The following is a 21,622-nucleotide window of genomic DNA, read 5'->3' as shown; positions in this document are numbered from 1 at the left end:
CTCTCCAAATTGGTATTTAGAAAGAGCGATTGCTCAATTTGAAACATCTGACGAGAATTTACATTCTCAAGATGAAATTTCTAAAGCGTATAAATACGCTGTGAAACTCATCAGTTTTGGATCTCACTTGCGTGATTTCCCACTCACTCGTTGTTCAGTTTTCAAAGATCAATGCCTCTTTTTTCGTCGTCGTTGCTTGTCAGCAGCGACCTTTATAATATATCACAGCACCCTCACTTCAGTCAAGCGTTTTTTTAATTTCTTTTTTCGCTTTCCTTATTGGCAAGTTATCAAGTGATATCTTGTCCAAAGGGCCGAGACTTAATGTATCATAAATTAATAACATGCGTCAACCATTAAAACAAAGTTATTTTTAAACCGAGCAGCATCAGGACTCCCGGAAGTCCAAGAATCGTTACTGCGCCTATGGTTGCCGGGTTTAAAGGAAGATAAACTTCCGTAAGCAATCCGGAGAAATTCACTATATAAATGCCCAGTGCAGCAAGAATAAGATGAGTTCCAAACAAACTAAGCCAGGCCCAGCCCAATTTTTTACGGAAAACTATTAATATCAATAATAACCCGGATAATATCAATACGCCCATTGCAGCCAATCTTAGCATTGTGCTCCCCCTTTACATGTCTTGTCCAAACTTATAATAGACTGCGGTTAAGCCCCAAGCTTTTAGCATGCTTAAGATGAATCTGATATTTGCGTTCAGCTGCCTCCAGAATATATATCGCGTAATCAATTTGATCCTGACCCAGCGCCTCATCAAACATCAAATAGGCTCTTTGCCACTCCGCTTGTGCCTTGCACACCTCAAGGTATACATTCCAATGCTCATCCAAGTCTGACACCTGAACATCTTTTGCGTCGTTTCCCTGCTTTCTGGAGCCCCACCAACCCATTTGCGATTCCCCCTCAAGAATAATTCTATGCTTTGATAACGCGGCTTCCGCGTCTTGCATATTCTCATTCATATAAAGATGGGGACAAACTTAGAACTAAAAAAGTCCCACAAAGCAAGACGGCGGTTCATAGCTTATCTTGTATGTAATGTATCGTTCAGGACGTATGCGCCCTCGTATATACAAAAAAGAAGCCCTCACGGGCTTCCTTCGCTGATTATGATGTCAGAACTGCTTAGAGCTCACGACGGCCTTCCAAAGCTTTGGATAAGGTAACCTCGTCCGCATACTCCAGATCGCCCCCCACGGGCAAGCCATGGGCTATTCTGGTGATTTTAATATCGAACGGACGGACCAGACGGGAGATATACATGGCCGTAGCTTCACCCTCAATATTGGGGTTAGTGGCCATAATAAGCTCTTTCACTCTCTCGTCGCTCAGACGGGTCAACAGTTCCTTGAGTCTTATATCATCAGGACCTATGCCCTCCATCGGTGAAATCGCACCCTGAAGCACATGATAGTAACCGTCGAACTCCTTGGTTCTCTCTATGGCTACAAGATCCTTGGAGTCTTGTACCACACAGATCACTGAGGTATCTCGGGTTTTGTCCTGACATATACGGCATGGATCGGTGTCCGTAATGTTGCAGCAGACCGAGCAGTAATGAAGATTGCGTTTGACACTGACAAGCGCTTTGGCAAAATCAATAACTTCATCCTCTTTCATGTTGAGTACATGAAAAGCCAGCCGGGCTGCTGTCTTCGGGCCGATCCCGGGCAAACGTGTAAAAGCTTCAATCAGCTTGGCTAGCGGTTCTGGATAATACAAATTGATGGTTCTCCTTTGGTCTGGAGTGGAGTAGGCCTAGAATAAGCCAGGGATCTTCATTCCGCCGGTGAATTTACCCATGTCATTGTTAGCCAGCTCTTCAGCCTGGGTAAGGGCGTCGTTTACAGCGGTGATGACAAGATCCTGCAGCATTTCGATATCTTCCGGATCAACAGCCTCTGGTTTGATTTGCATGGACAGCAGCTTCTTATGGCCATTCACTTGAACAGTAACCACGCCGCCGCCGGAAGAACCTTCGATCGTCTTGCTTCCCAGTTCTTCTTGGGCTTTGAGCATTTGCTCCTGCATTTTTTTAACCTGTTTCATCATTTGGTTCATATTATTCATAAGTCGTCTCTCCTTTGGAATGCGCTTTTTGCGCTCATAGGCTTAAATGCTACTCTTTTATGACAACAAGGTCTTCTCCAAAGAGCTGGATAGCCTCGTCAATCCATGGTTCAGTCTTTGTCTCCGCAGTTTCATGCTCATGCTCGAGACGAAGCTCCTCCTTGCCCGGTTGTGCAGCAGACTTCTGCGCCGCTTCATTCCAGTCGCGCAGAAGTATCGTGACCAACCGGTAGGGTTTACCCAGCCGTGCAGCTAACACATTCTCAATCACCTGTCTGTTGGCAGGTTTCTCTGTGGTGTCCCGGTGAATTGTGTTCTTAAAGGCCACAAGCACCGCATCTTCCATTACGGACACAGGCTCACCGTCAACAAACCAGGCATGCACGGTTACCTTCTCCTCCTTCACCCCTTGCAAGACGACGCTCCATTGTTTAAACACCGAGGCGAAATCAGCACTGTCTTTACCGGCGATGAATTTATCCAGCTGCGGAGGCAGCTTGGAGGGCGAGGAGATTCGTGAAGCTGAGCTTTGGGCTGGCTTCTGGGCGGAAGCCTGATCTCTTGAGCCGTTACCGGATATCCCTCCGGACTGCATAGCCTGCTCGAGCTTCTTCTCCAATGCGGCAATCTGACGCTTAAGAAGCTCCAGTTCCCCCGAATCCACGGAGGAGCTGCCCCCTGAAGACTGCAGGGAGGTCGCTGAGCCAGGGGCAGCCGCCAGAATCGGAGCTCCTCCGCCCTGCTGCAAGCTGCATAACTTCATCAGCGCCACTTCAAACAAAGTCTGCGGATGAGTGGCATATTTCATTTCTCCCAGATAGTGGTTCAGGGTCTCGACAATTTCAAACAGCCGCTCCCGGGAGAACGCTGCTGCCATGTCGCGGAATTCAGCAGGATTGAGAACCCGGTCTGTTAGCTGATCCGCGCCCGGCACCATCTTGATCATCAGCAGATCACGGAAATAATACAGCAGGTTCTCCAGACATTTGTCGGCGCTTTTGCCTTCGTGCATAAGCTGCTCGACAAGTTCCAGAAGCAGACCCATATCACCTTCCAGAATGGCTGTTGCAAGGCGGGCAAACTGCTCGGAAGGAATCCCCCCCGTCATCCCCAGCACTTGCTGGTAAGTCACATTGCCGTCTGTAAAGGAAGAAATCTGGTCCAGTATGCTGAGAGCATCGCGCATCCCCCCATCGGAAAGACGGGCAATGTACTGCAATGCATCCGCATCTGCAGTAATGCCTTCCTTCTCACAGATTTCAGTTAGTCGGCCACTCTGCTCTTCGAGCGATACTCTGCGAAAGTCAAAACGCTGGCAGCGGGAAATAATCGTTGCCGGCAATTTGTGAGGTTCTGTCGTCGCCAAAATGAACATGACATGGGGCGGCGGCTCCTCCAGCGTCTTTAGCAGAGCGTTGAACGCTTCTGTTGTCAGCATATGCACTTCATCAATAATATACACTTTACGGCGTACTTCGGTAGGCGCATATTTCACCTTATCCCGCAGATCGCGAATCTCTTCAACACCCCGGTTGGAGGCCGCATCAATTTCCTGCACATCCATTACGTTGCCAGCGGAAATCCGCACACAGGATGGACATTCATTGCATGGCTCCGGACCCGGACCGCGCTCGCAATTGACCGCTTTGGCGAGCACTTTGGCAGCACTCGTCTTGCCAGTTCCCCGCGGGCCGCTGAACAGGTAGGCATGCGAAACCCGCTGTTCACGAATCGCATTCTGCAGCGTCTGGATAATGTGCTGTTGTCCTACCATGTCTTGAAACGACTGCGGCCGCCAAGCACGGTACAGCGCGATATGTTCCACTATGCATTACCCTTTCTTAGGCTGCCGCTTTCCGGCATTTGTCGCTAATTTATTATACTATATTCCCCAGACTTTGACCAAAAACAAAAAGCATCTTTGCTTGTGGCAAAGACGCTATCATTAACGATATGTTCATAATATAAAACCGTGCACCTGTTATTGATGGCTGCGATCCAAGCGGCAACCCTACAAGACTGCTCGGGCTAGGCTACCCTCCGGCACAAGAGTAAACTTGCTTATGGCTGCTTCCTTCCGGACCTGACCAGGTTCACAAGCACTCATTGCGGAGGACCCAACCGTCAACACAGTCCATAGGGACCAAGGCCTCACATCGACAGCACCTCTAACAGGAATTCAACCTCGCTACAGCGGATTGCGAGTTACAGGGCACCGCTACCTCCCCGTCTAGCACGGCGAAGATAAGTATAGCTCACCGCCCGGTAAAAATCAACCCGGCAAGCGGAAACGGCATTCTTTTCCTCTGGTATATAAAAACCCCCTGGCTAAAAAGCCAAGGGGCAGTCCAATCTTATGCCACTGAAAGGCAAGGCTGATTAGATACCGTATTTCTTCTTGAATTTATCAACGCGACCACCGGCATCAAGGAATTTCTGCTTGCCAGTGAAGAACGGATGGCAGTTAGAGCAAATTTCGACGCGCAGCTCTTGTTTAACAGAACCGGATTCGAATGTGTTGCCACATGCGCAGGTTACCTTAGTAAGGTTGTACTTGGGTTGGATTGCTTGTTGCATTTGAATTTCACCTCTCATGCCCTAGGACTCATGCGGACCCAGAGTTATTAAACATACAACGGTATTTTAGCATGAAAGGTAGAAGTCTGCAATATGTTTGAAGCCCATATTTCCGTGCTACATATGGACTCTGCGCTGTTTGGCACGGGCCAAATCCGCTGGAGGGACATGAGTGAAGGAGCCTATAACCACACCCGGAAGTTCCTCGCGGAAAATCTCAAGCATGGTCTTCATCCCCAGAATTTCGCCTTGCGCCGGAGGAATGAGTTCTAAATAGCTCTCGGGATCAATGTTCAGATTACGCATCTGAATCAGTTTCAGATCTGTACGTCTTACAAACTCCACCATCGCCTCAATTTCTTCCTCGCGATCCGTGACCCCGGGGAAAATCAGATAATTGATAGACGTATATACACCCTGCGCCGCAGCGTATTTCAACGACTTCTCCACATTTGCCAAAGTGTAGCCGCGAGGCTTGTAATAAGCGTTGTAATGGTCATCCAAGGCACTGATCGTACTCACCCGCATCAAATCAAGCCCTGCATCAACAATCCCGCGGATATGGTCGCTCAGCCCGGCGTTGGTGTTGATATTGATGTAGCCCATATCAGTAACCGAACGCACTTCACGAATAGACTCAATAATTAATTTGGCCTGTGTGGAAGGCTCGCCTTCACAACCCTGACCGAAGCTGATGATGGACTGAGGCGTCTTCAGATGCTCCAGCATGACTTGAGAAATTTCATCCACCGTAGGCCGGAAGTTCATACGGGTCTGCGGCGATACAAACCCGCTGTCATCAGGCTGTTCGGAAATACAGCCAAAGCACCCGGCATTGCAAGAATAGGAGACCGGAACCGCACCTTCCCAACGACCTAAAAAGGTATTTGAGGAAGTCAGGCATTCATAGCCCAGCGCGCAGTTGGAAAGATGATCATATAGACGGTTCTCCGGATACTTGGCGGTCAAATCACCGACTCCGGCTTCCACATTCTCCCGGTCACAATTCAAAGGGTTCCATTGTTCGGGATCATCCGTAAGTTCAGCAGCTACGTAGAAGCCGCCATCCTTCCACACTACAGCGGAATATCCGAACAGCGGAAGCTTATATGACTTGTCTGTCTTGACATAACCAGGAAGACAAAGTCTTGTAAAACCCTGCGGCAACAGTGCGCCTACAGCCTGGGAACCTTCCGGCAACGGCAGCATTTCCCCTGTCTCGGGGTTCATGCCTACTGCCCGCGTATTAGGCAGTCCTACCAGCGTCGCGCCTTCCGGCAGCGGAATCAATTCTTCCTCCAGCATCTCAACAATCATATCTCCGCTGCGGGCAAGCCCGTACAGCTCGGGATGATCATATACGTTTCCTTGCCCGTCGGCATATACCAAATACATGTTAGTCTCCTCTTATATTAATTCTCAGGTTGTAGGGACAGTAGGTGTCTTGGGCCGTGTTGTCCGGCGCGCCGACGAACCGCTATTAGAAGTTCCGCCATTGCTGGCAGTACCGCTTGCCGATGAACCCTCTTTGCTTCCGGCCACATCAAAAGACGCCAGGAATTCGGCATTGGTCTTGGTGTCACGCAGCTTTTTGATGAATCCCTCTACAAAATCGTACGACTCGTTCATATTTTTGCGGATCGCCCAAATGGTGTCGAGTTCTTCCTTGCTCAGCAGCACCTCTTCGCGGCGTGTGCCTGAACGGCGGATGTCGATTGCCGGGAAGATACGTCGTTCCGCCAGCTTGCGGTCCAAATGCAGCTCCATGTTGCCCGTACCTTTAAATTCTTCATAAATGATATCATCCATACGCGATCCGGTATCAATCAATGCTGTTGCAAGGATCGTCAGGCTTCCGCCTTCTTCTACATTCCGCGCAGAACCAAAGAAACGCTTCGGACGGTGGAACGCCGCAGGATCTATCCCCCCGCTAAGTGTCCGGCCGGATGGAGGAACCACAAGGTTATAGGCGCGTGCCAACCGGGTAATGCTATCCAGCAGAATAACAACATCCTTTTTATGCTCAACCAAACGCAGTGCCCGCTGCAGGACAAGCTCAGCTACCTTAATATGATTCTCCGGAAGCTCATCAAATGTGGATGCAACCACTTCGCCTTTTACAGAGCGCTGCATATCAGTTACTTCTTCGGGACGTTCATCAATCAGCAGTACAAACAGTTCAATCTCGGGATTATTAGTGGAGATACTGTTGGCTATTTCTTTCAGAAGGAGCGTTTTTCCTGCTTTGGGAGGTGCTACAATCAAACCGCGCTGCCCCAAACCTACAGGAGCAAGTAAATCCATTATTCGGGTAGATAAATGAGTAGGGGATGTTTCGAGCGGCAGCTTGTCTTGCGGATAAAGAGGTGTCAGCGCCGGGAAATGCAAGCGCTCCGCTGCACTGGCAGGATTCTCGCCATTCACGGCATTTACTTGAAGCAATCCAAAGTAACGTTCATTTTCTTTCGGTGTGCGGCATTTCCCGGAAACAAGATCGCCGCTTCTTAAATCAAATTTGCGAATTTGCGAAGCCGAGATATAAATATCTTCCGCGCTGGGCAAATAGTTAATCGGCCTCAGGAAACCATAACCCTCAGGCAAAATCTCCAGTACGCCTTCCATGAACATGAGCCCGCTTTGCTCCGCTTGTGCACGAAGAATCGCAAAGATCAGTTCCCGTTTCTTCAGCGTTCCGTAGTAGGGAATCTGGTATTTCTTAGCCAGCTTATACAGATCGGTCAGCTTCATTTCTTCCAGATCGGAAATTTGAAGATCCATGTAATAACCACCTATTCAATTTTTGTATGAGTTCGGGCAAAATATGAGTCTATTAAATTGCTCATTAGGATAGGATTACCCAAATTGGAAGGAGATATGCAGTTTAGAGGCAAATATTACTCCTCCCAATTCCTCGGGCAACCTCAATTTCTATTCATTCTCGCGCCAGACCTCGGCACCCAAATTGCGCAGATTGCTAACAAGATTATCATATCCGCGGTCAATATATTCCACACCCGTAACCTCGGTAATGCCTTCCTGAACAGTCAGTCCGGCAATGACCAGCGCCGCACCCGCGCGCAAATCGGCAGCCTTTACTTTAGCAGCGTTAAGCTTGCCGCCTTCAATAATGGCTGATCGCCCTTCTACGCGGATCTTTGCGCCCATCCGCACGAGTTCCGGCACATGCTTAAACCGGTTGCTGTAGACAAAATCGCTAAGGACGCTAACTCCCTCAGCCTGGGTCAATATACTTGTCATCGGGGATTGAAGATCGGTGGCAAAACCGGGGTATACCAAAGCCTTAACATCGACATGCTCATATCGGGCTCTGCCGATCACACGAATGCTTTCGTCCAGTTCTTCAATTTCTACGCCCATCTCCAGCAGTTTGGCGGTTAATGCCTCCAAATGTTTGGGGATAACGTTATCTATTAACACGTTGCCGCGCGTTGCTGCAGCAGCAATCATATATGTCCCAGCTTGAATCCGGTCGGGAATGATGGAATGACGGCAGCCATGCATCTCCGTAACGCCTTCGATCCGGATGGTTTCGGTACCGGCGCCTTTAATAACTGCGCCCATAGAGTTTAATAGGGTAGCTACATCTATAATCTCAGGCTCTTTAGCCGCATTTTCAATAATTGTAGAGCCTTTGGCCCGTGAAGCCGCAAGCATAATGTTAATGGTCGCTCCAACGCTGGATACATCCAGATAAATTTTCGCACCGCGCAGTTCCTTAGCATAAAGATGAATCGAACCATGATCATTGGTCACGGTCGCTCCCAGCGCCTCAAAACCTTTGATGTGCTGGTCAATTGGGCGGGGTTCAAAATTACAGCCGCCGGGAAGACCAATTGTCGCTTCTTTGAATCTTCCAAGAAGCGCTCCCATCATATAATATGAAGCCCGCAATTTCTTAACGGGGCCGTTAGGCATTGGAATGGAGACGATACGGGAGGGATCAATTCTCATCTGGTTGCCTGACCACGACACAGTCGCACCAAGCTCTTCCAGAATTTCAGAGTAAACAGCCACATCACTAAGGGAGGGCAAATTATCCAGAACAACTTCAGATTCGGCTAAAATCGCCGCAGGAATAAGCGCAATTGCGCTATTCTTCGCTCCGCTGATGGTTACAACGCCCTCTAGCGGACGTCCACCGCCAATCATTAATTTTTCCATAGATTTATCTGGTTCCCCCTACGTGTATTGCAACTTATCCGGCAATACCTGCTGTGGCATTTTTGGTGAATAAAATGGAAAGACACCGGCTAAGCGGTGTGCTTTCCATATCAAACTATTCAACTGGACAGCGTTAAATAACCTGTCCCGGTGCATAAAGATATTAATCTGTGCAGATGCACAAAGGAAAGAGCACTCTTAACAAGGGTAGCTCGTCCGCTAAGGGCGGAAATAAATTACGCTTTGTTGCTGGATCCGAACTCGCGGATTTTACCAATAACGGTTTGTTTGATGGCATCGCGGCCTGGTGCGATAAATGTACGTGGATCGTAAGCATCAGGTTTAGCAGCAAGAACTTCGCGAACTACTTTAGCAAATGCGATTTGGTTCTCAGTGTTTACGTTGATTTTGGAAGTACCCAGGGAGATCGATTTCTTGATATCGTGCTCAGGGATACCTGTACCACCGTGCAGAACCAGTGGAAGTTTAACCGCGTTGCGGATTTCTTCCATTTCTTTGAATCCGAGGTTAGGCTCGCCATGGTAAGGACCGTGTACGGAACCAAGTGCTGGAGCCAAAGTGTCGATGCCGGTTTCTTTAACGATGCTTACGCATTCGTTCAGGTCAGCATATTGAATGCCGCCGATAACGTCATCTTCTTGTCCGCCAACTGTACCTACTTCGGCTTCTACCGAAACACCTTTAGCGTGTGCATAGTCAACGACTTTTTTAGTCATTTCAATGTTTTCGCTGATTGGGTGGTGGGAACCGTCGATCATTACGGAAGTAAATCCGGCATCAATGGCTTCCTTACATTTGTCAAAGCTAGAACCGTGATCCAGGTGAATCGCTACAGGAACGGTGATTTTCATGTCATGAACAAGACCTTCAACCATCTTTACAACAGTGTAGAACCCGCCCATGTGACGAGCTGCGCCTTCGGATACACCAAGGATAACCGGTGATTTCTCTTCTTCTGCGGCACCAAGAATCGCTTGAGTCCACTCCAGGTTGTTGATGTTGAACTGGCCTACTGCATATTTTCCTTCAAGTGCTTTGTTTAACATGTCTGTCATAGATACTAATGGCATGGTTTCAATCCTCCTAAGAATGTTGGTTGCTTATATATAAGCCGACATCACATACAGGCTTATTATAGCACATCCTGTGTTAAATACTAAATAGGGTACACAAAAAAATGTCCCGGTGGGACGATATTCATCCAGCCCATATCCCAGCGGAACTCATCCTTTTTAGATTGTCCATTTCAGGAGTATCCCAAACGGCCTACTCCAACACTAGCTGCACTGGTCTATCGACTTGCTGTTAAGATGCATGTTCACGGCTACCCGCATCTCATCAATGTCAAAAGGTTTGGTAAAGTGCATCAGTGCCCCGAGTTTCGTCGCTTCCTTAATCATATCCAGCTCTCCGTAGGCAGTCATCATAATCACCTTTATGGCCGGATTGATTTCCTTCAAATGCTTCAGGATTTCGAGTCCGTCCATTCCCGGAATCTTCATATCAAGCAGAACCAAGTCTGGGGATTCACTACGAACAATGTCCAGTGCCAATTTTCCGTTAGCTGCTTGAAAAGTGGTATACCCTTCGCTATTAAAGACTTCCATGAGAAGAATCCGGATTCCGTTCTGATCGTCGACAATTAATACTTTCTTCTTTTCCATATCATACCCTCCCAGATTTAAGGCAGATTGACTATACCGCGCTCCGCACAGCTAACGGCCCACTACAACTTAGTCTATACGAAACCTATAATTCGTGCTTTACAGCCAAAATCCTGCTAATTGGATAAAATGGGTAAATACAATCCATATAATGGTTAAATACTGACTACCCGGGAATGGTAAATTCAAAACTATAAAAATTAAATTTCTCAACATCAGAAAAGGTATTCAAACCCTTATAACTAAAAAAAAACGGCTTTGCCGTCCTTAACGAAGGACGACATCCGTTTTTGCAGAAATGAAGGAAAAGGTATAGCGCACAACCTATAACTGTCCTATATTTCAAGTGGAAACGGCTTTGCCGTCCTCAAAAGGACGGTATCCGTTTCAGCGAGAAATAGAAGGATAATTTATAGCGTGTAGCATATAAATTCTTATATTTTGAAGAAAGCCTCCAGATGGAGGCTTTCAAAGGCCCGTGAAGGCCGGTTTGACATATGAATTACAGTTGTTCGGAATGAGTCAGCGAAGCTTTGACAAATTCACGGAAGAGCGGCTGCGGACGGTTCGGACGGGAAGTGAATTCCGGATGGAATTGTACCGACAGGAACCAAGGATGACCCGGAAGCTCCACAATTTCCACCAGACGTCCATCAGGTGAAGTCCCGGAGATCACGAGACCCGCTTTTTCAATTTCGTCGCGGTAGGCGTTATTGAACTCATACCGATGACGGTGGCGTTCATAGACCAGTTCATCATCATAGCAGGACATAGCCAGTGAATCCGGCAAAAGCTTGCAAGGATACAGTCCAAGACGCATGGTGCCGCCCATATCTTCGATATCCTTCTGCTCAGGGAGCAGATCAATCAGCGGATGCGATGTAGTCGGATCAATCTCCGAACTGTTCGCCCCTGCCAGTCCCAACACGGAACGGCCGTATTCGATAACGGAAACCTGCATTCCCAGGCAAATCCCGAAGAACGGGATCAATTGCTTACGGGCATAACGGATTGCGGAGATTTTACCTTCAATCCCCCGGTCGCCGAAGCCGCCTGGCACCAGAATGCCGCCTACTCCGCCAAGCAGTTCGTCTACATTCTCGTCGGTCACCATCTCGGCGTCCACCCAGCGGAGCTTCACTTCCGCATTGGCTGCGAAACCTGCATGCGAAAGCGACTCCACCACACTCAGATATGCATCATGCAAAGCAACATACTTGCCGACAATAGCGATCTCCACGGTGTGTTCCAGCTTCTGGATCCGCTCCAGCATGCTTTCCCATTCACGCATATCCGGCGCAGGTGTAGTCAGCTTCAAATGATTAACCACAATCTCATCCAGACCTTCATCACGCAGGTTAAGCGGAACCTCATACAGCGTGGAAGCATCACGGCACTCAACTACTGCATTGGCGTCGATGTCACAGAACAAGGCAATTTTGGCCTTCATGTCTTCAGAAAGCGGATATTCCGTACGGCATACGATCACATTCGGCTGAATCCCAATGCTGCGCAGCTCCTTGACACTATGTTGTGTCGGCTTTGTCTTTACTTCACCCGCAGCCTTAATATAAGGAATCAAGGTTACGTGGATATACATTACATTTTCCCGGCCAATATCACCCTTAATCTGACGGATAGCTTCCAGGAACGGAAGGCTCTCAATGTCGCCCACAGTACCACCGATCTCGGTAATAACTACATCAGAACCAGTCTCGCGGCCGGCGCGGTATACCCGTTCCTTGATTTCATTCGTGATGTGAGGAATAACCTGAACCGTGCCGCCCAAATATTCCCCGCGCCGTTCTTTGCTGATTACGGAGGAATAAATTTTACCTGTCGTCACATTGCTGTTCTTTGACAGATTGATATCAATAAACCGTTCATAGTGTCCAAGATCGAGGTCAGTCTCCGCACCATCATCGGTGACAAATACTTCCCCGTGCTGATAAGGACTCATAGTTCCAGGGTCTACATTGATATAAGGATCAAATTTCTGGATCGTCACCTTCAGACCTCTGTTCTTGAGCAGCCTGCCCAGCGAAGCAGCGGTGATGCCCTTGCCCAGGGAAGACACAACGCCACCCGTTACAAAAATATACTTTGTCACTGTAAAACCCTCCTAAATAAAGTCCAGAAATTCAGGCGACGCATTTGTTTATCGTAACCCTTTTTTCCATCATCAAAACGGGGAACTTAAAAGTTACTTCTGCCATCCCAAAAAACCAGGGATGCGTTCATCCAATCACGGAAAAACCATCTAAAAAAACAAAAAAGTGACACCCGTAGAGCCGGGGCACTTTTTATTTTAGAAAATAATATTAACGTTCATTATAAGCCCATGCAATAGTTTACTCTGACGGTCCTACCCATGTCAAGGGAGGAATTCTGCCCTAGCGCACTATTCTAAAATTCGTCGTTCTCGTCCTCGTCGGCATCTTCGCCTTCGCCGTCTTCGGAGTCATCTTCATCCACTTCGTCTTCGTCAATGTCATCTTCATCAATGACAACATCCTCGTCAACTTCTTCTTCGCTGTCGTCGTCTGAATAGAGGTCGTCGCGATCTTCGTCGATAACGTCGAAGTCCTCTTCCTCAGCAGCATAGTTCTCTTCTTCTTCGGCAAAATCATCATCTTCCAAATCGTCGTCTTCATCGTTGATGATACGAACGCGTTTGGTATTGCCGACAGGATCATCGGAGCGTTCCAGAGGGTACCAGCGTTTCAGCCCCCACAGGTTGGTTCCGACACAGGCAAAACGCCCGTCAATGTTAATCTCGGTATATAACTGGGCAATAGTATCTTGGCTTTCTTGCTCGGTCATACCGCGCAGCTTGGCTACTTCAACCATCAGGTCACGGTAATAAAAAGGTGTGTTGGCTGCTTTAAGCACCAGGAAAGCCAGGTCCACCATCGGTATTTCTTTAACTTTCTCAGGGTCCAGCTTTAAATTGAGTGGCGTACTCACTAAAGGACACTTCCTCTCACGCATTGTTCACTTTACAAATCATACTTAATTTATCATATCCATTAACAAACCTAAGTAAAACCTATTTGCCAGCAAATTGCAAGTCAATTGCGGTGAGAGGCCGGAAGATTCGCTTTGCGGTCCTGGTATGGAGATTTGTTTCTGGCGTTCCGGAAGGTTTGAAGCGCTTTCGGATGTTGCAGCCACTGCTTGCACGGGCACGAACAAAGCAGTTCGATCTGATCATATGTACCCGGCTGTCCCAGCGCCAGGAAATCTGTGATAAACCTTCTTTTTTGAAAGAGACACACAGCCGGTTCTGTACAAAAGATATGAAGAAAGTATAGCGCCAAGCTCATACTCCTTATTTGCTAAAAAAGGCGGAGGAAATTCCTCCGCGCATGACTGTATCCACGCCAAGGATCGGCTCCTTACGGGATGTTGCAAAGAGAGGTTTAGATCTCTTCCGTTTATTTTATGTGAAGCGCCGCCTTTTGACACGATGGGCAGCCCATTTCGCTAAAAAAGGGCAAGTTCCCATTCGGACGTCCGCCTTCTTTCATACAATATGGCAGCACGGCACCGAGGAGGGGACGGCGTATAACTTATGGACTATTACGGATTTTGGCAGATGCTGCTTGATGAGATATCGGCTGCCCCCAAAAATACTACTGAGCGGCGTATTGTTACCTTTAACGATGCCCGCCAGTATGCCGGAGCGCTGTCACAGTGGAAGGCGCTGAAGAAAAAGCGGCCCGGGCTGCGGCAGGTTCAGGTTTCCCCGCTGATTCGGGCCTTCTTTCTGCCTGCTGCGGGTGCAGAAAGACTGATGGATAAATTCTCCGATTTGCTGCGTATTGAAGATGACCTGCGGATACAGGTCCACTCCGCGTCCCCGGACAAGAGCGGAACCGCCGTCATGCCATGGGGGGTGAAGGCGATACATGCTCCCCAGGCCTGGTCCAAATCAACCGGAGTGCATGTGAAAATAGGCGTCATTGACACGGGGGCCGATTACCGCCATCCCGATTTGAAGCATTCCCTGGCCTCCGGTGTGAATCTGCTGCACCGCGGCATGCTGCCGCTCGATGATAACGGGCATGGCACTCATATTGCCGGTACACTGGCCGCAGCGGGCGGCACGCGCGGAATGATGGGCGTAGCCCCGCGGGCACTGGTGTATCCGGTCAAAGCCTTTGACCACAGCGGCTCGGCCTATGTGTCGGATATTGTCCTTGGAATCGACTGGTGTGTACAGAACAAGATCGACATTATCAATATGAGCTTCGGGATGAAAACAAGAAGCAAAGCACTTCATGATGTGGTGATCAAGGCCTATCGGGCCGGGATCGCTATCATCGCCTCCTCCGGCAATGACGGCAAACGGGGCGGGGACTATCCCGCCCGCTACCCCGAGACGATCGCCGTCGGCGCCCTGGACAGAAGGCACCGCGTAGCGGCCTTCAGCAACCGCGGTCCGTACATCGATGTGTACGGACCAGGCGAAAGCGTGCCCTCCTGCTGGCTGAGGGAGGGCTACAAAGAGATGAGCGGCACCTCCATGGCGACCTCGCATGTCACCGGTGCCGCTGCACTGCTGCTCGCGCTGCGGCCGTCGCTTACGCCGCGCGAGCTGAAGCTGCTGCTGCGCCGCACGGCTTCGCCGGTGCGGCTGCGCAAGGGCCAGCGCCGCGCTTCCCTGGGCGGCGGCGCGGCCGATGCCCTGCGCCTGCTGCGGGCGGGCGCACGGGCTAAGCCCGTTGCCGCCGCCGCGAAGGCGTAGGCAACGGGCGGCAAATGCCGCCGCTGCGCTCTGCGGCGGCGCGCAGCAGCAGGCCCCTCCGNCCTGGGCGGCGGCGCGGCCGATGCCCTGCGCCTGCTGCGGGCGGGCGCACGGGCTAAGCCCGTTGCCGCCGCCGCGAAGGCGTAGGCAACGGGCGGCAAATGCCGCCGCTGCGCTCTGCGGCGGCGCGCAGCAGCAGGCCCCTCCGGCACGGGGGCCTGCAACCAGCCCGGACCGGGGGCCGCCCAGATTGCGGGCGGTTCCCGGTCCGGCGTTATTCAAGGCAGGACCCGGCGGCGCCGGTACTGCCTCACGCAAAAAGCTCCGCCTTCCTTTCACCGGAAGGCGGAGCTTTTAAGTTTGCTGGCGCAAGCTGCAGCTACATGCGGTCAGGCGCAGTGACACCGACAAGGCGCAGCACGTTGGAAATCGTCGTGCGCGCAGCGCCCAGCAGGGCGAGACGGGCCACGGTCTGTGCGGCATCCTCGGTAATCACGCGCTCGGCTTTGTAATAGCTGTGGAACAGCGCAGCCAGATCGTAGACGTAGCGGATCAGGCGGTGCGGCGCATAGCCTTCGGCAGCAATGGCAATCTCCGCCGGTAATTCGCCGATTTTGCGGAGCAGATCATATTCATGAGCTGCCGTCAGCTTCGTATAATCGATATCGGCGTAATCCGGCAATGTGATGCCCTGCTCTTCCGCCTGGCGGAAAATACTGCAGATCCGCGCATGCGCGTATTGAACGTAGAATACAGGATTTTCATTGGACGTGGAAATTGCCAGGTCCATATCGAAGTCCAGATGCGAATCCATGCTGCGCATCGTGAAGAAATAACGGATCGCGTCGAGTCCAACTTCTTCCATTAAGTCTTCCATCGTAACCGCTTTGCCGGTACGTTTCGACATTTTGACCTTTTCGCCGTTCTGGAACAGACTGACCATTTGGGCAATCAGCACCACAAGCTTCTCCGAATCGTTGCCAAGGGCCGACATCGCCGCCTTCATCCGCGGAATGTAGCCGTGATGGTCAGCGCCCCAGATATTGATCATTTTATCGTAGCCGCGGCTATATTTATCGCTGTGGTAAGCAATATCAGGCGTGAGATAGGTATAGGTTCCGTCGTTCTTGATCAGTACGCGGTCCTTGTCATCGCCGTATTTGGTCGTCTGCAGCCAGGTTGCCCCGTCCAGCTCATATACCTCTCCGCGATCGCGCAGCTCATCGAGTGAACGCAGCACCTGTCCATTCTCATACAGCGAGGTTTCGCTGAACCAGATGTCGAAGTTGACGCGGAAGCGGCCGAGGTCGCGTTTGATTTTGTCCAGCTCCTTGGTCAGGCCGTAAGTGCGGAAGAAAGCGGCACGGTCCCCCGGAGTCATCGCAAGCAGGGAATCCCCCTTCTCAGCCACAAGCTCTTTGGCAAATCCCTTGATGTCTTCGCCATGGTAGCCGTCCTCCGGCATTTCAGCCGGCTGGCCCAGCTCCTGCAGGTAGCGGGTCTCAATCGACTTGCACAGATTGGCCACCTGGTTGCCGGCATCGTTGATATAGTACTCACGGGTTACTTTGTAGCCGGCATAATCCAGCACGTTGCAGAGCGCGTCGCCGACAGCAGCACCGCGGGCATGCCCCAGGTGCAGGCTGCCGGTAGGATTCGCGCTGACGAATTCCACTTCAACCTTCTGCCCATGGCCAACATCTATGCGGCCGTAGTTGTCACCCTGCTCGTGGGCAAGAGCGATTACCGGATAAAGGTAGCTCTTGGACAAAGTAAAGTTGATGAATCCCGGTCCGGCAATTTCTGCTTTTTCAATAGAAGCACGACCTGTGTCCAGGTGCTCAATGATCGCCTCAGCGATCTGCCGCGGATTGCGCTTCGCAATCTTGGTAAGCTGCATTGCGGCGTTGGTTGCCAGATCGCCATGCGCTTTGTCCTTCGGCACTTCCAGCACGATAGCGGGAAGCTCTTCTCTGGTCACCAGGCCTGCGGCAACAACTGCATCGGCGATGGCTTCTTTCACCCGTTCATTGGCAAGCTGAAGCGGATTTGAACTTTGTGTCATGATTGTGGTTCCTCCTGTATATGCAAACTGATCGCGAACTGTCCTGATAACTCCTCGTAAACGTACAGATCATATTCCCATGAAACCGTCAGCGACCGCCCGTTCCGGACCATGTCCAGCTTCCGCGTTTCTGTAGAGAGATTGAACTGTGTGTAAGGGGAACGGTAGAATCCCGGCAGGCGGCGCCCCGGCGCAAAAGACTGCTCGGACTGGATTCCGCCGTGACGGATCAGCTTCAGCTCACTGTCTGAAATCTTTATGGTGGTGCGGACGGAAACAGCCTCGCCCTGCGGGCCCTGACTGGATTCTTCATAACGGATATATAGCTGCGGCCCTCTGGCAGTAACTTCTCCGGCTGCTTTTACAACATTTCGCTGCCCGTCCTGCAGGCTTTCCAGTGTCACAGAAACACCGTATTTGTCGGACTGTACTTCAGCCATCACGTGTTCCTCGCTTATTCTTTCTTATATTTAATCAAAGTCATATTCGCTTTCCCATTGTACACTATATCCAGTTCAAGAGAGCAATTCAATGGCTAATTCGCCATGAGGAATAATTAAAGCGGCAGCAGTTCAAGCTTATCCTGGGCACGCAGACCTTCCACCATGGACAGCCAGGCCTCAGGCTTATCCTCCAGCACAGCATAATAGCGGGTCAGGAAATCGGCAACCAAAGATGCATCCAGCCGGTCCTGCTCCTCATCTGCGGGCATGAAACAAAGATCCAGTCCGGTTACCGCCTCCCCGTCGCCCATCCACGAGGGATGTACATAAGGAAAATCAAGACGTTTATAGCCTAAGTGCGACAGCACCTCACGGCGTACAAACGGATCCATCGGCTTAACGCCTCCAAACTCATGATGTTGCGCCCGGTAAGGATCGTAGATTTCTGCGAACATACCGTACAGCATTTTGCCGCTATCCGCAGCAAGCTTATTCAGGTCTTTCAGCCGGTTCCGGGCCAGAAAACGCCCGATCCCCAGACCCTCCCGGCCAATGATGGTGAAGTCGGTCATTGCCACATTCCAGTCCGGATAATAACGGTATTCCGTTGTGCCCACCACAGCTCCGTCATGGACGGCGGCAAATACGCGAATCCCGGGATCTTCAAGCGGCGCTTTCCACAAGCTGTACTCCAGCACTTCCTCCGGCGGGAACACCTCTGCCAGCAATTGATGTACTTGTCTGAACAACGGGTCCCCAATATCGGTGATTCTTATATATTCCATATTTCCATTTCCTCCTCCATCCGGTTATGAATTCACTGCGACTTCATACACGTGCAACAAAGGGGTTGCGCCATTCCATCAGTGCTGCGAAATTGCCCGATTCTTCATCATCCAGATAATCGGCTACGACCCCGACCGGCGTCCGCCCGCAGCGCAGCAGGAAGGTAATCACAGGATCAGTTAGTATGCCGGCAACCACTTCGGCCAGATACTTCTCCGCCGGCATCCGGGAAGCCTGCAGATGATAGCCGGGCATTCTTCCCGCTCCCAGTAGCCGCTCCAGCTTCTGCTCTACCACAACGTGATACAGCGACTGCACCAGTTCCTTGCCGAGTCCCAGCTTGCGGTATTTGGGACGTACGCATAGATCGGCGATATACAGCGTATTTCCATCCGGCTGATGCGTGGTAATATAACCGTCTGCTGTAACCTCCGACCACGTATGATGAAGCCCTTCACCCTCCGGCTCAAAATTGATTTTCAGCCCTGTCACCGAGCCAGCCAGTTCCCCGTTCACTTCCACAGCGAGCGCGCCTTCCGGAAAAAGCGTCACATGATTCAGCAGCTGCTCCCGCTTCCACCATAATTCAGCAGGATAAGGCGGCGGAAATGCTTCGGACTGAATGGTGATCAGCTCGGCAAAATCGTCTTCGGTATACTGGCGGATAACCGCAGGCACCGGGATTTTTTCGTCAAAAGCATAAAAGGTTTTGTAGTACATACCGTGCTCCACTCCTTACTTCCAATCTGTGTAGAGGTCTGTCCTGCGGTCCCGCCACGTCGTTACAGAACCTTTCTCGCGCACACTGTACAGCAGCTCCAGATCCAGATCGGCGGTAATGATCATATCGTCATTAATTTCACCTTCGGCGAGCAGACCTTGCGGCGGAAAAGGAATATCATTCGGCGTAATGACCGCTGCCTGGCCGAAATTGGCGCGCATCAGGTCGACAGTCGGCAAGGAGCCTACCGTCCCCGTCAGCACCACATAGATCTGATTCTCAATCGCGCGGGCGTGGCTCGTATATCTTACCCGGTGGAATCCATGGCGGTCATCCGTACAGGATGGACAGAAAATCACGTCTGCACCTTTGGCTCTGGCCATGCGCACAATTTCCGGAAATTCAATGTCATAGCAGGTCAGCATAGCGATGGTGCCTTTATCGGTCTGGAATACCTCCAGCCCTTCTCCCGCCCCCATATTCCAGCCTTCGACTTCTGCAGGTGTAATGTGCAGCTTGGCCTGCTCGGCAATTCTTCCATCCGGATAAAAGAGATGCGCCACATTGTACAGCTTGCCATTTCTGCGCAGTACATGGGTTCCGCCAATAATATGTACACCGTACTTCCGGGCATAACCAGAGAACATTTCCCGGTAGCGGCCGGTAAACTGCGGCAGGTCGTTAATTCCCAGGGCGTTGCCCTGTTCATCACCTATGGACATTAGCTGCGTCGTCAAAAATTCGGGAAACAGGATGAAGTCGGCGCTATACTCCTCCGCTGTCTTTATGTAATGCTCGCATTGAGCGGAAAACTCCTCAAATGAAGAGATCGTATGCAGATGATATTGCACAGCAGATACGCGAAAAGCCATATTGGAAGTCCTCCTAATGATTAATCAAGATTGTTTAGATAAGCAACCCTTTCACACGCCGGGCGCCTTCCTTAGAAAGTACATAAAATTTTACCATACCGGCGAAAAAAACACACTTTCCCGGGGTAGTAACTAGATGTCCGCAATGCAAAAGCGGCCCCCAGAGGAGCCGCCATCCGTGCAGGACCATGCGGTCCCGCTGCCGGATAATTATTCTGTTCCTTTAAAAGTCAATTTCAGCTTCCAGGTGGTACCGCCGTCTTCCGTAGCGTACAGGGAGGAACTATTGACGCCTTTCATGGCCATCCAGCCCGCTTTGCTGCCGGTAAAGGATATCATTCCGTCAACTCCAGAAATGGCCGGCTGATTTGACCACTGCTTGCCGCTGTTATAGGTCCTGCCAACGGCTACCTTCTCTCCCGCCGGAGAGAAGCCGAACAGAAAAGCGGTGCTGTTGCCGACCAGCTGCATGTTGCCCGGTTTCCCGGAAGCAGGTCCAGTCTTGAGCGGCTCGGCACCGCTGCCCGGCGCAGGTCCGCCCCCAGCCGAATCCTCGGCAATTACTCTGCGCCAGCTGTTGCCCTTATTACCGCTGGCATACAGTGAATAAGAGGTCTGCGACATACCGCTCCCCCCGTATAGCAAGGCGTATACTTGATCGCCCTTCGCATAGATTCGTCCTGATTCAGGATAGTCAAAGGCGGACTTCAGGCTAAGCTTCCAAGTGGAGCCGCCATCCGTAGTCTTCATGATCCGGTAGCCGGAACCCGGTGCAGTTACAACTGCCCAACCGTTACTGCGGCTGCTGAACTCTGCGCCGCTCGTGTTGGCCGGTGTTGAGATCTTGCTCCAGCTAAGGCCGCCGTCCGCAGTGTAGTAGGTAGAGGTCCGGTTGTACCCAAAGCCGTGCATCCTGTCTGTAAAATCGATTCGCTCAAAAGTTACCGCCTTGTCCGAAAGTCTCTTCCAGGTAGAGCCTCCGTCAGAGGTTGTAATCAGATAGACCGCTGAACCATCTTGAACTGAAGCCAGCGCCCAACCTTTGACGTTGTCCGGGAAATCCATTTGGCGGAAGTTCCATTGTCCCTTGTAGATCTCCTGAAAGTGACAGCCGCCATCCGACGTACCGATCATAAAGCCGTTTCCTGCCGCCCGGCCTGTATCTGCGCTCAGAAACTGGAGATCGTTAAAGCTGGGCGGTGCGCTTTGGGTGCTGCTCAGTTTCGCCTGCAATTCCTGCAACAATCCGTGATCACCGCTGCCGCAGGCAGGTGCCGGTGCTGACGCTGCCTGCGCCGGTGAAGCGGATGCTCCCCAGCCGGAAACCGCCAAAAGGCCCGCCGAGAGGAGCGTTAAAGCCGTGTGATGTATTTTATGGGTCCAATTCATGAGAACACCTCCTGTAAGATATATACCCTTTTCAGTAAACACTACTCTGTTATACTCCCC

At 50.9% G+C, this 21,622-nt stretch carries 21 protein-coding genes and 1 other RNA gene; 2 read left to right on the top strand and 20 right to left on the bottom strand.

Annotated features, from left to right (window positions below; translation table 11 throughout):
* On the top strand, nt 1-298 hold a 298-nt coding region (locus ACAN56_RS34445; protein ID WP_379148483.1), incomplete at its 5' end, for a hypothetical protein.
* A 58-nt stretch (nt 299-356) separates the two neighbouring features.
* Here ACAN56_RS34445 and ACAN56_RS34440 read toward each other — a convergent pair.
* The 14 genes from ACAN56_RS34440 to rpoE all read right to left on the bottom strand — a co-directional run bounded on the left by ACAN56_RS34440 (nt 357) and on the right by rpoE (nt 13,503).
* Nucleotides 357-623, bottom strand: a complete 267-nt coding sequence (locus ACAN56_RS34440; protein WP_038584589.1) for a pro-sigmaK processing inhibitor BofA family protein — start codon at nt 621-623, stop codon at nt 357-359.
* 31 nt (nt 624-654) lie between these two features.
* Entirely contained in the window at nt 655-912 is a 258-nt protein-coding gene (locus tag ACAN56_RS34435) for a hypothetical protein (protein ID WP_038584586.1), read from the bottom strand.
* A 235-nt stretch (nt 913-1,147) separates the two neighbouring features.
* Entirely contained in the window at nt 1,148-1,744 is a 597-nt protein-coding gene (gene recR / locus ACAN56_RS34430) for a recombination mediator RecR (protein ID WP_038584584.1), read from the bottom strand.
* A 36-nt stretch (nt 1,745-1,780) separates the two neighbouring features.
* On the bottom strand, nt 1,781-2,092 hold the full coding sequence (locus tag ACAN56_RS34425) for a YbaB/EbfC family nucleoid-associated protein (RefSeq protein WP_038584581.1): 312 nt from the start codon (nt 2,090-2,092) through the stop codon (nt 1,781-1,783).
* Nucleotides 2,093-2,141: 49 nt separating this feature from the next.
* Nucleotides 2,142-3,917: a DNA polymerase III subunit gamma/tau gene (gene dnaX / locus ACAN56_RS34420; RefSeq protein WP_379148478.1), complete on the bottom strand. Its 1,776-nt coding sequence runs from the start codon at nt 3,915-3,917 to the stop codon at nt 2,142-2,144.
* Nucleotides 3,918-4,062: 145 nt separating this feature from the next.
* Nucleotides 4,063-4,331: signal recognition particle sRNA large type (ffs, locus tag ACAN56_RS34415), an RNA gene on the bottom strand.
* Nucleotides 4,332-4,471: 140 nt separating this feature from the next.
* Nucleotides 4,472-4,669, bottom strand: coding sequence for a 50S ribosomal protein L31 (gene rpmE / locus ACAN56_RS34410; protein WP_038598301.1), 198 nt, complete (start codon nt 4,667-4,669; stop codon nt 4,472-4,474).
* A gap of 117 nt (nt 4,670-4,786) precedes the next feature.
* Nucleotides 4,787-6,064: a radical SAM family protein gene (locus ACAN56_RS34405; RefSeq protein WP_038584575.1), complete on the bottom strand. Its 1,278-nt coding sequence runs from the start codon at nt 6,062-6,064 to the stop codon at nt 4,787-4,789.
* Nucleotides 6,065-6,088: 24 nt separating this feature from the next.
* Nucleotides 6,089-7,447 (bottom strand): transcription termination factor Rho, encoded by a 1,359-nt coding sequence (rho, locus tag ACAN56_RS34400; protein ID WP_038584572.1) that lies wholly within the window; start codon nt 7,445-7,447, stop codon nt 6,089-6,091.
* 150 nt (nt 7,448-7,597) lie between these two features.
* Nucleotides 7,598-8,851: a UDP-N-acetylglucosamine 1-carboxyvinyltransferase gene (gene murA / locus ACAN56_RS34395; protein WP_038584569.1), complete on the bottom strand. Its 1,254-nt coding sequence runs from the start codon at nt 8,849-8,851 to the stop codon at nt 7,598-7,600.
* 236 nt (nt 8,852-9,087) lie between these two features.
* Nucleotides 9,088-9,942 carry a class II fructose-1,6-bisphosphate aldolase gene (fba, locus tag ACAN56_RS34390; protein WP_038584566.1) on the bottom strand — a complete coding sequence of 285 codons (855 nt, stop codon included), beginning with the start codon at nt 9,940-9,942 and terminating at the stop codon, nt 9,088-9,090.
* Between the two features lie 207 nt (nt 9,943-10,149).
* The gene (locus ACAN56_RS34385) at nt 10,150-10,536 is read right to left on the bottom strand and encodes a response regulator (protein ID WP_038584563.1); all 387 of its coding nucleotides are present in this window, start codon (nt 10,534-10,536) and stop codon (nt 10,150-10,152) included.
* A gap of 502 nt (nt 10,537-11,038) precedes the next feature.
* Entirely contained in the window at nt 11,039-12,646 is a 1,608-nt protein-coding gene (gene pyrG, locus ACAN56_RS34380) for a CTP synthase (protein WP_038584556.1), read from the bottom strand.
* Between the two features lie 296 nt (nt 12,647-12,942).
* Nucleotides 12,943-13,503 carry a DNA-directed RNA polymerase subunit delta gene (rpoE, locus tag ACAN56_RS34375; protein ID WP_038584553.1) on the bottom strand — a complete coding sequence of 187 codons (561 nt, stop codon included), beginning with the start codon at nt 13,501-13,503 and terminating at the stop codon, nt 12,943-12,945.
* A 607-nt stretch (nt 13,504-14,110) separates the two neighbouring features.
* Here rpoE and ACAN56_RS34370 point away from each other — a divergent pair.
* Entirely contained in the window at nt 14,111-15,286 is a 1,176-nt protein-coding gene (locus ACAN56_RS34370; RefSeq protein WP_038584547.1) for a S8 family peptidase, read from the top strand.
* 379 nt (nt 15,287-15,665) lie between these two features.
* Here ACAN56_RS34370 and argS read toward each other — a convergent pair whose 3' ends face one another.
* The 6 genes from argS to ACAN56_RS34340 form a co-directional block, all read right to left on the bottom strand.
* On the bottom strand, nt 15,666-17,351 hold the full coding sequence (gene argS / locus ACAN56_RS34365) for an arginine--tRNA ligase (protein ID WP_379148467.1): 1,686 nt from the start codon (nt 17,349-17,351) through the stop codon (nt 15,666-15,668).
* Nucleotides 17,348-17,791, bottom strand: a complete 444-nt coding sequence (locus ACAN56_RS34360; protein WP_038584542.1) for a YwiB family protein — start codon at nt 17,789-17,791, stop codon at nt 17,348-17,350. Before ACAN56_RS34360 ends, argS begins: the two co-directional genes overlap by 4 nt.
* 116 nt (nt 17,792-17,907) lie before the next feature.
* Nucleotides 17,908-18,579: a hypothetical protein gene (locus ACAN56_RS34355; RefSeq protein ID WP_038584540.1), complete on the bottom strand. Its 672-nt coding sequence runs from the start codon at nt 18,577-18,579 to the stop codon at nt 17,908-17,910.
* Between the two features lie 43 nt (nt 18,580-18,622).
* Nucleotides 18,623-19,300, bottom strand: a complete 678-nt coding sequence (locus ACAN56_RS34350) for a GNAT family N-acetyltransferase (RefSeq protein ID WP_038584537.1) — start codon at nt 19,298-19,300, stop codon at nt 18,623-18,625.
* Between the two features lie 15 nt (nt 19,301-19,315).
* Nucleotides 19,316-20,173 carry a carbon-nitrogen hydrolase family protein gene (locus tag ACAN56_RS34345; protein WP_379148461.1) on the bottom strand — a complete coding sequence of 286 codons (858 nt, stop codon included), beginning with the start codon at nt 20,171-20,173 and terminating at the stop codon, nt 19,316-19,318.
* Nucleotides 20,174-20,383: 210 nt separating this feature from the next.
* Nucleotides 20,384-21,562 (bottom strand): beta propeller repeat protein, encoded by a 1,179-nt coding sequence (locus ACAN56_RS34340; RefSeq protein WP_052091736.1) that lies wholly within the window; start codon nt 21,560-21,562, stop codon nt 20,384-20,386.
* Nucleotides 21,563-21,622: the final 60 nt, after the last annotated feature.

This window comes from Paenibacillus paludis (assembly GCF_042610515.1).
In the GTDB taxonomy this organism is placed as follows: Bacteria; Bacillota; Bacilli; order Paenibacillales; family Paenibacillaceae; genus Paenibacillus_AQ.
This window is presented reverse-complemented; position numbering and strand designations above follow the sequence as displayed.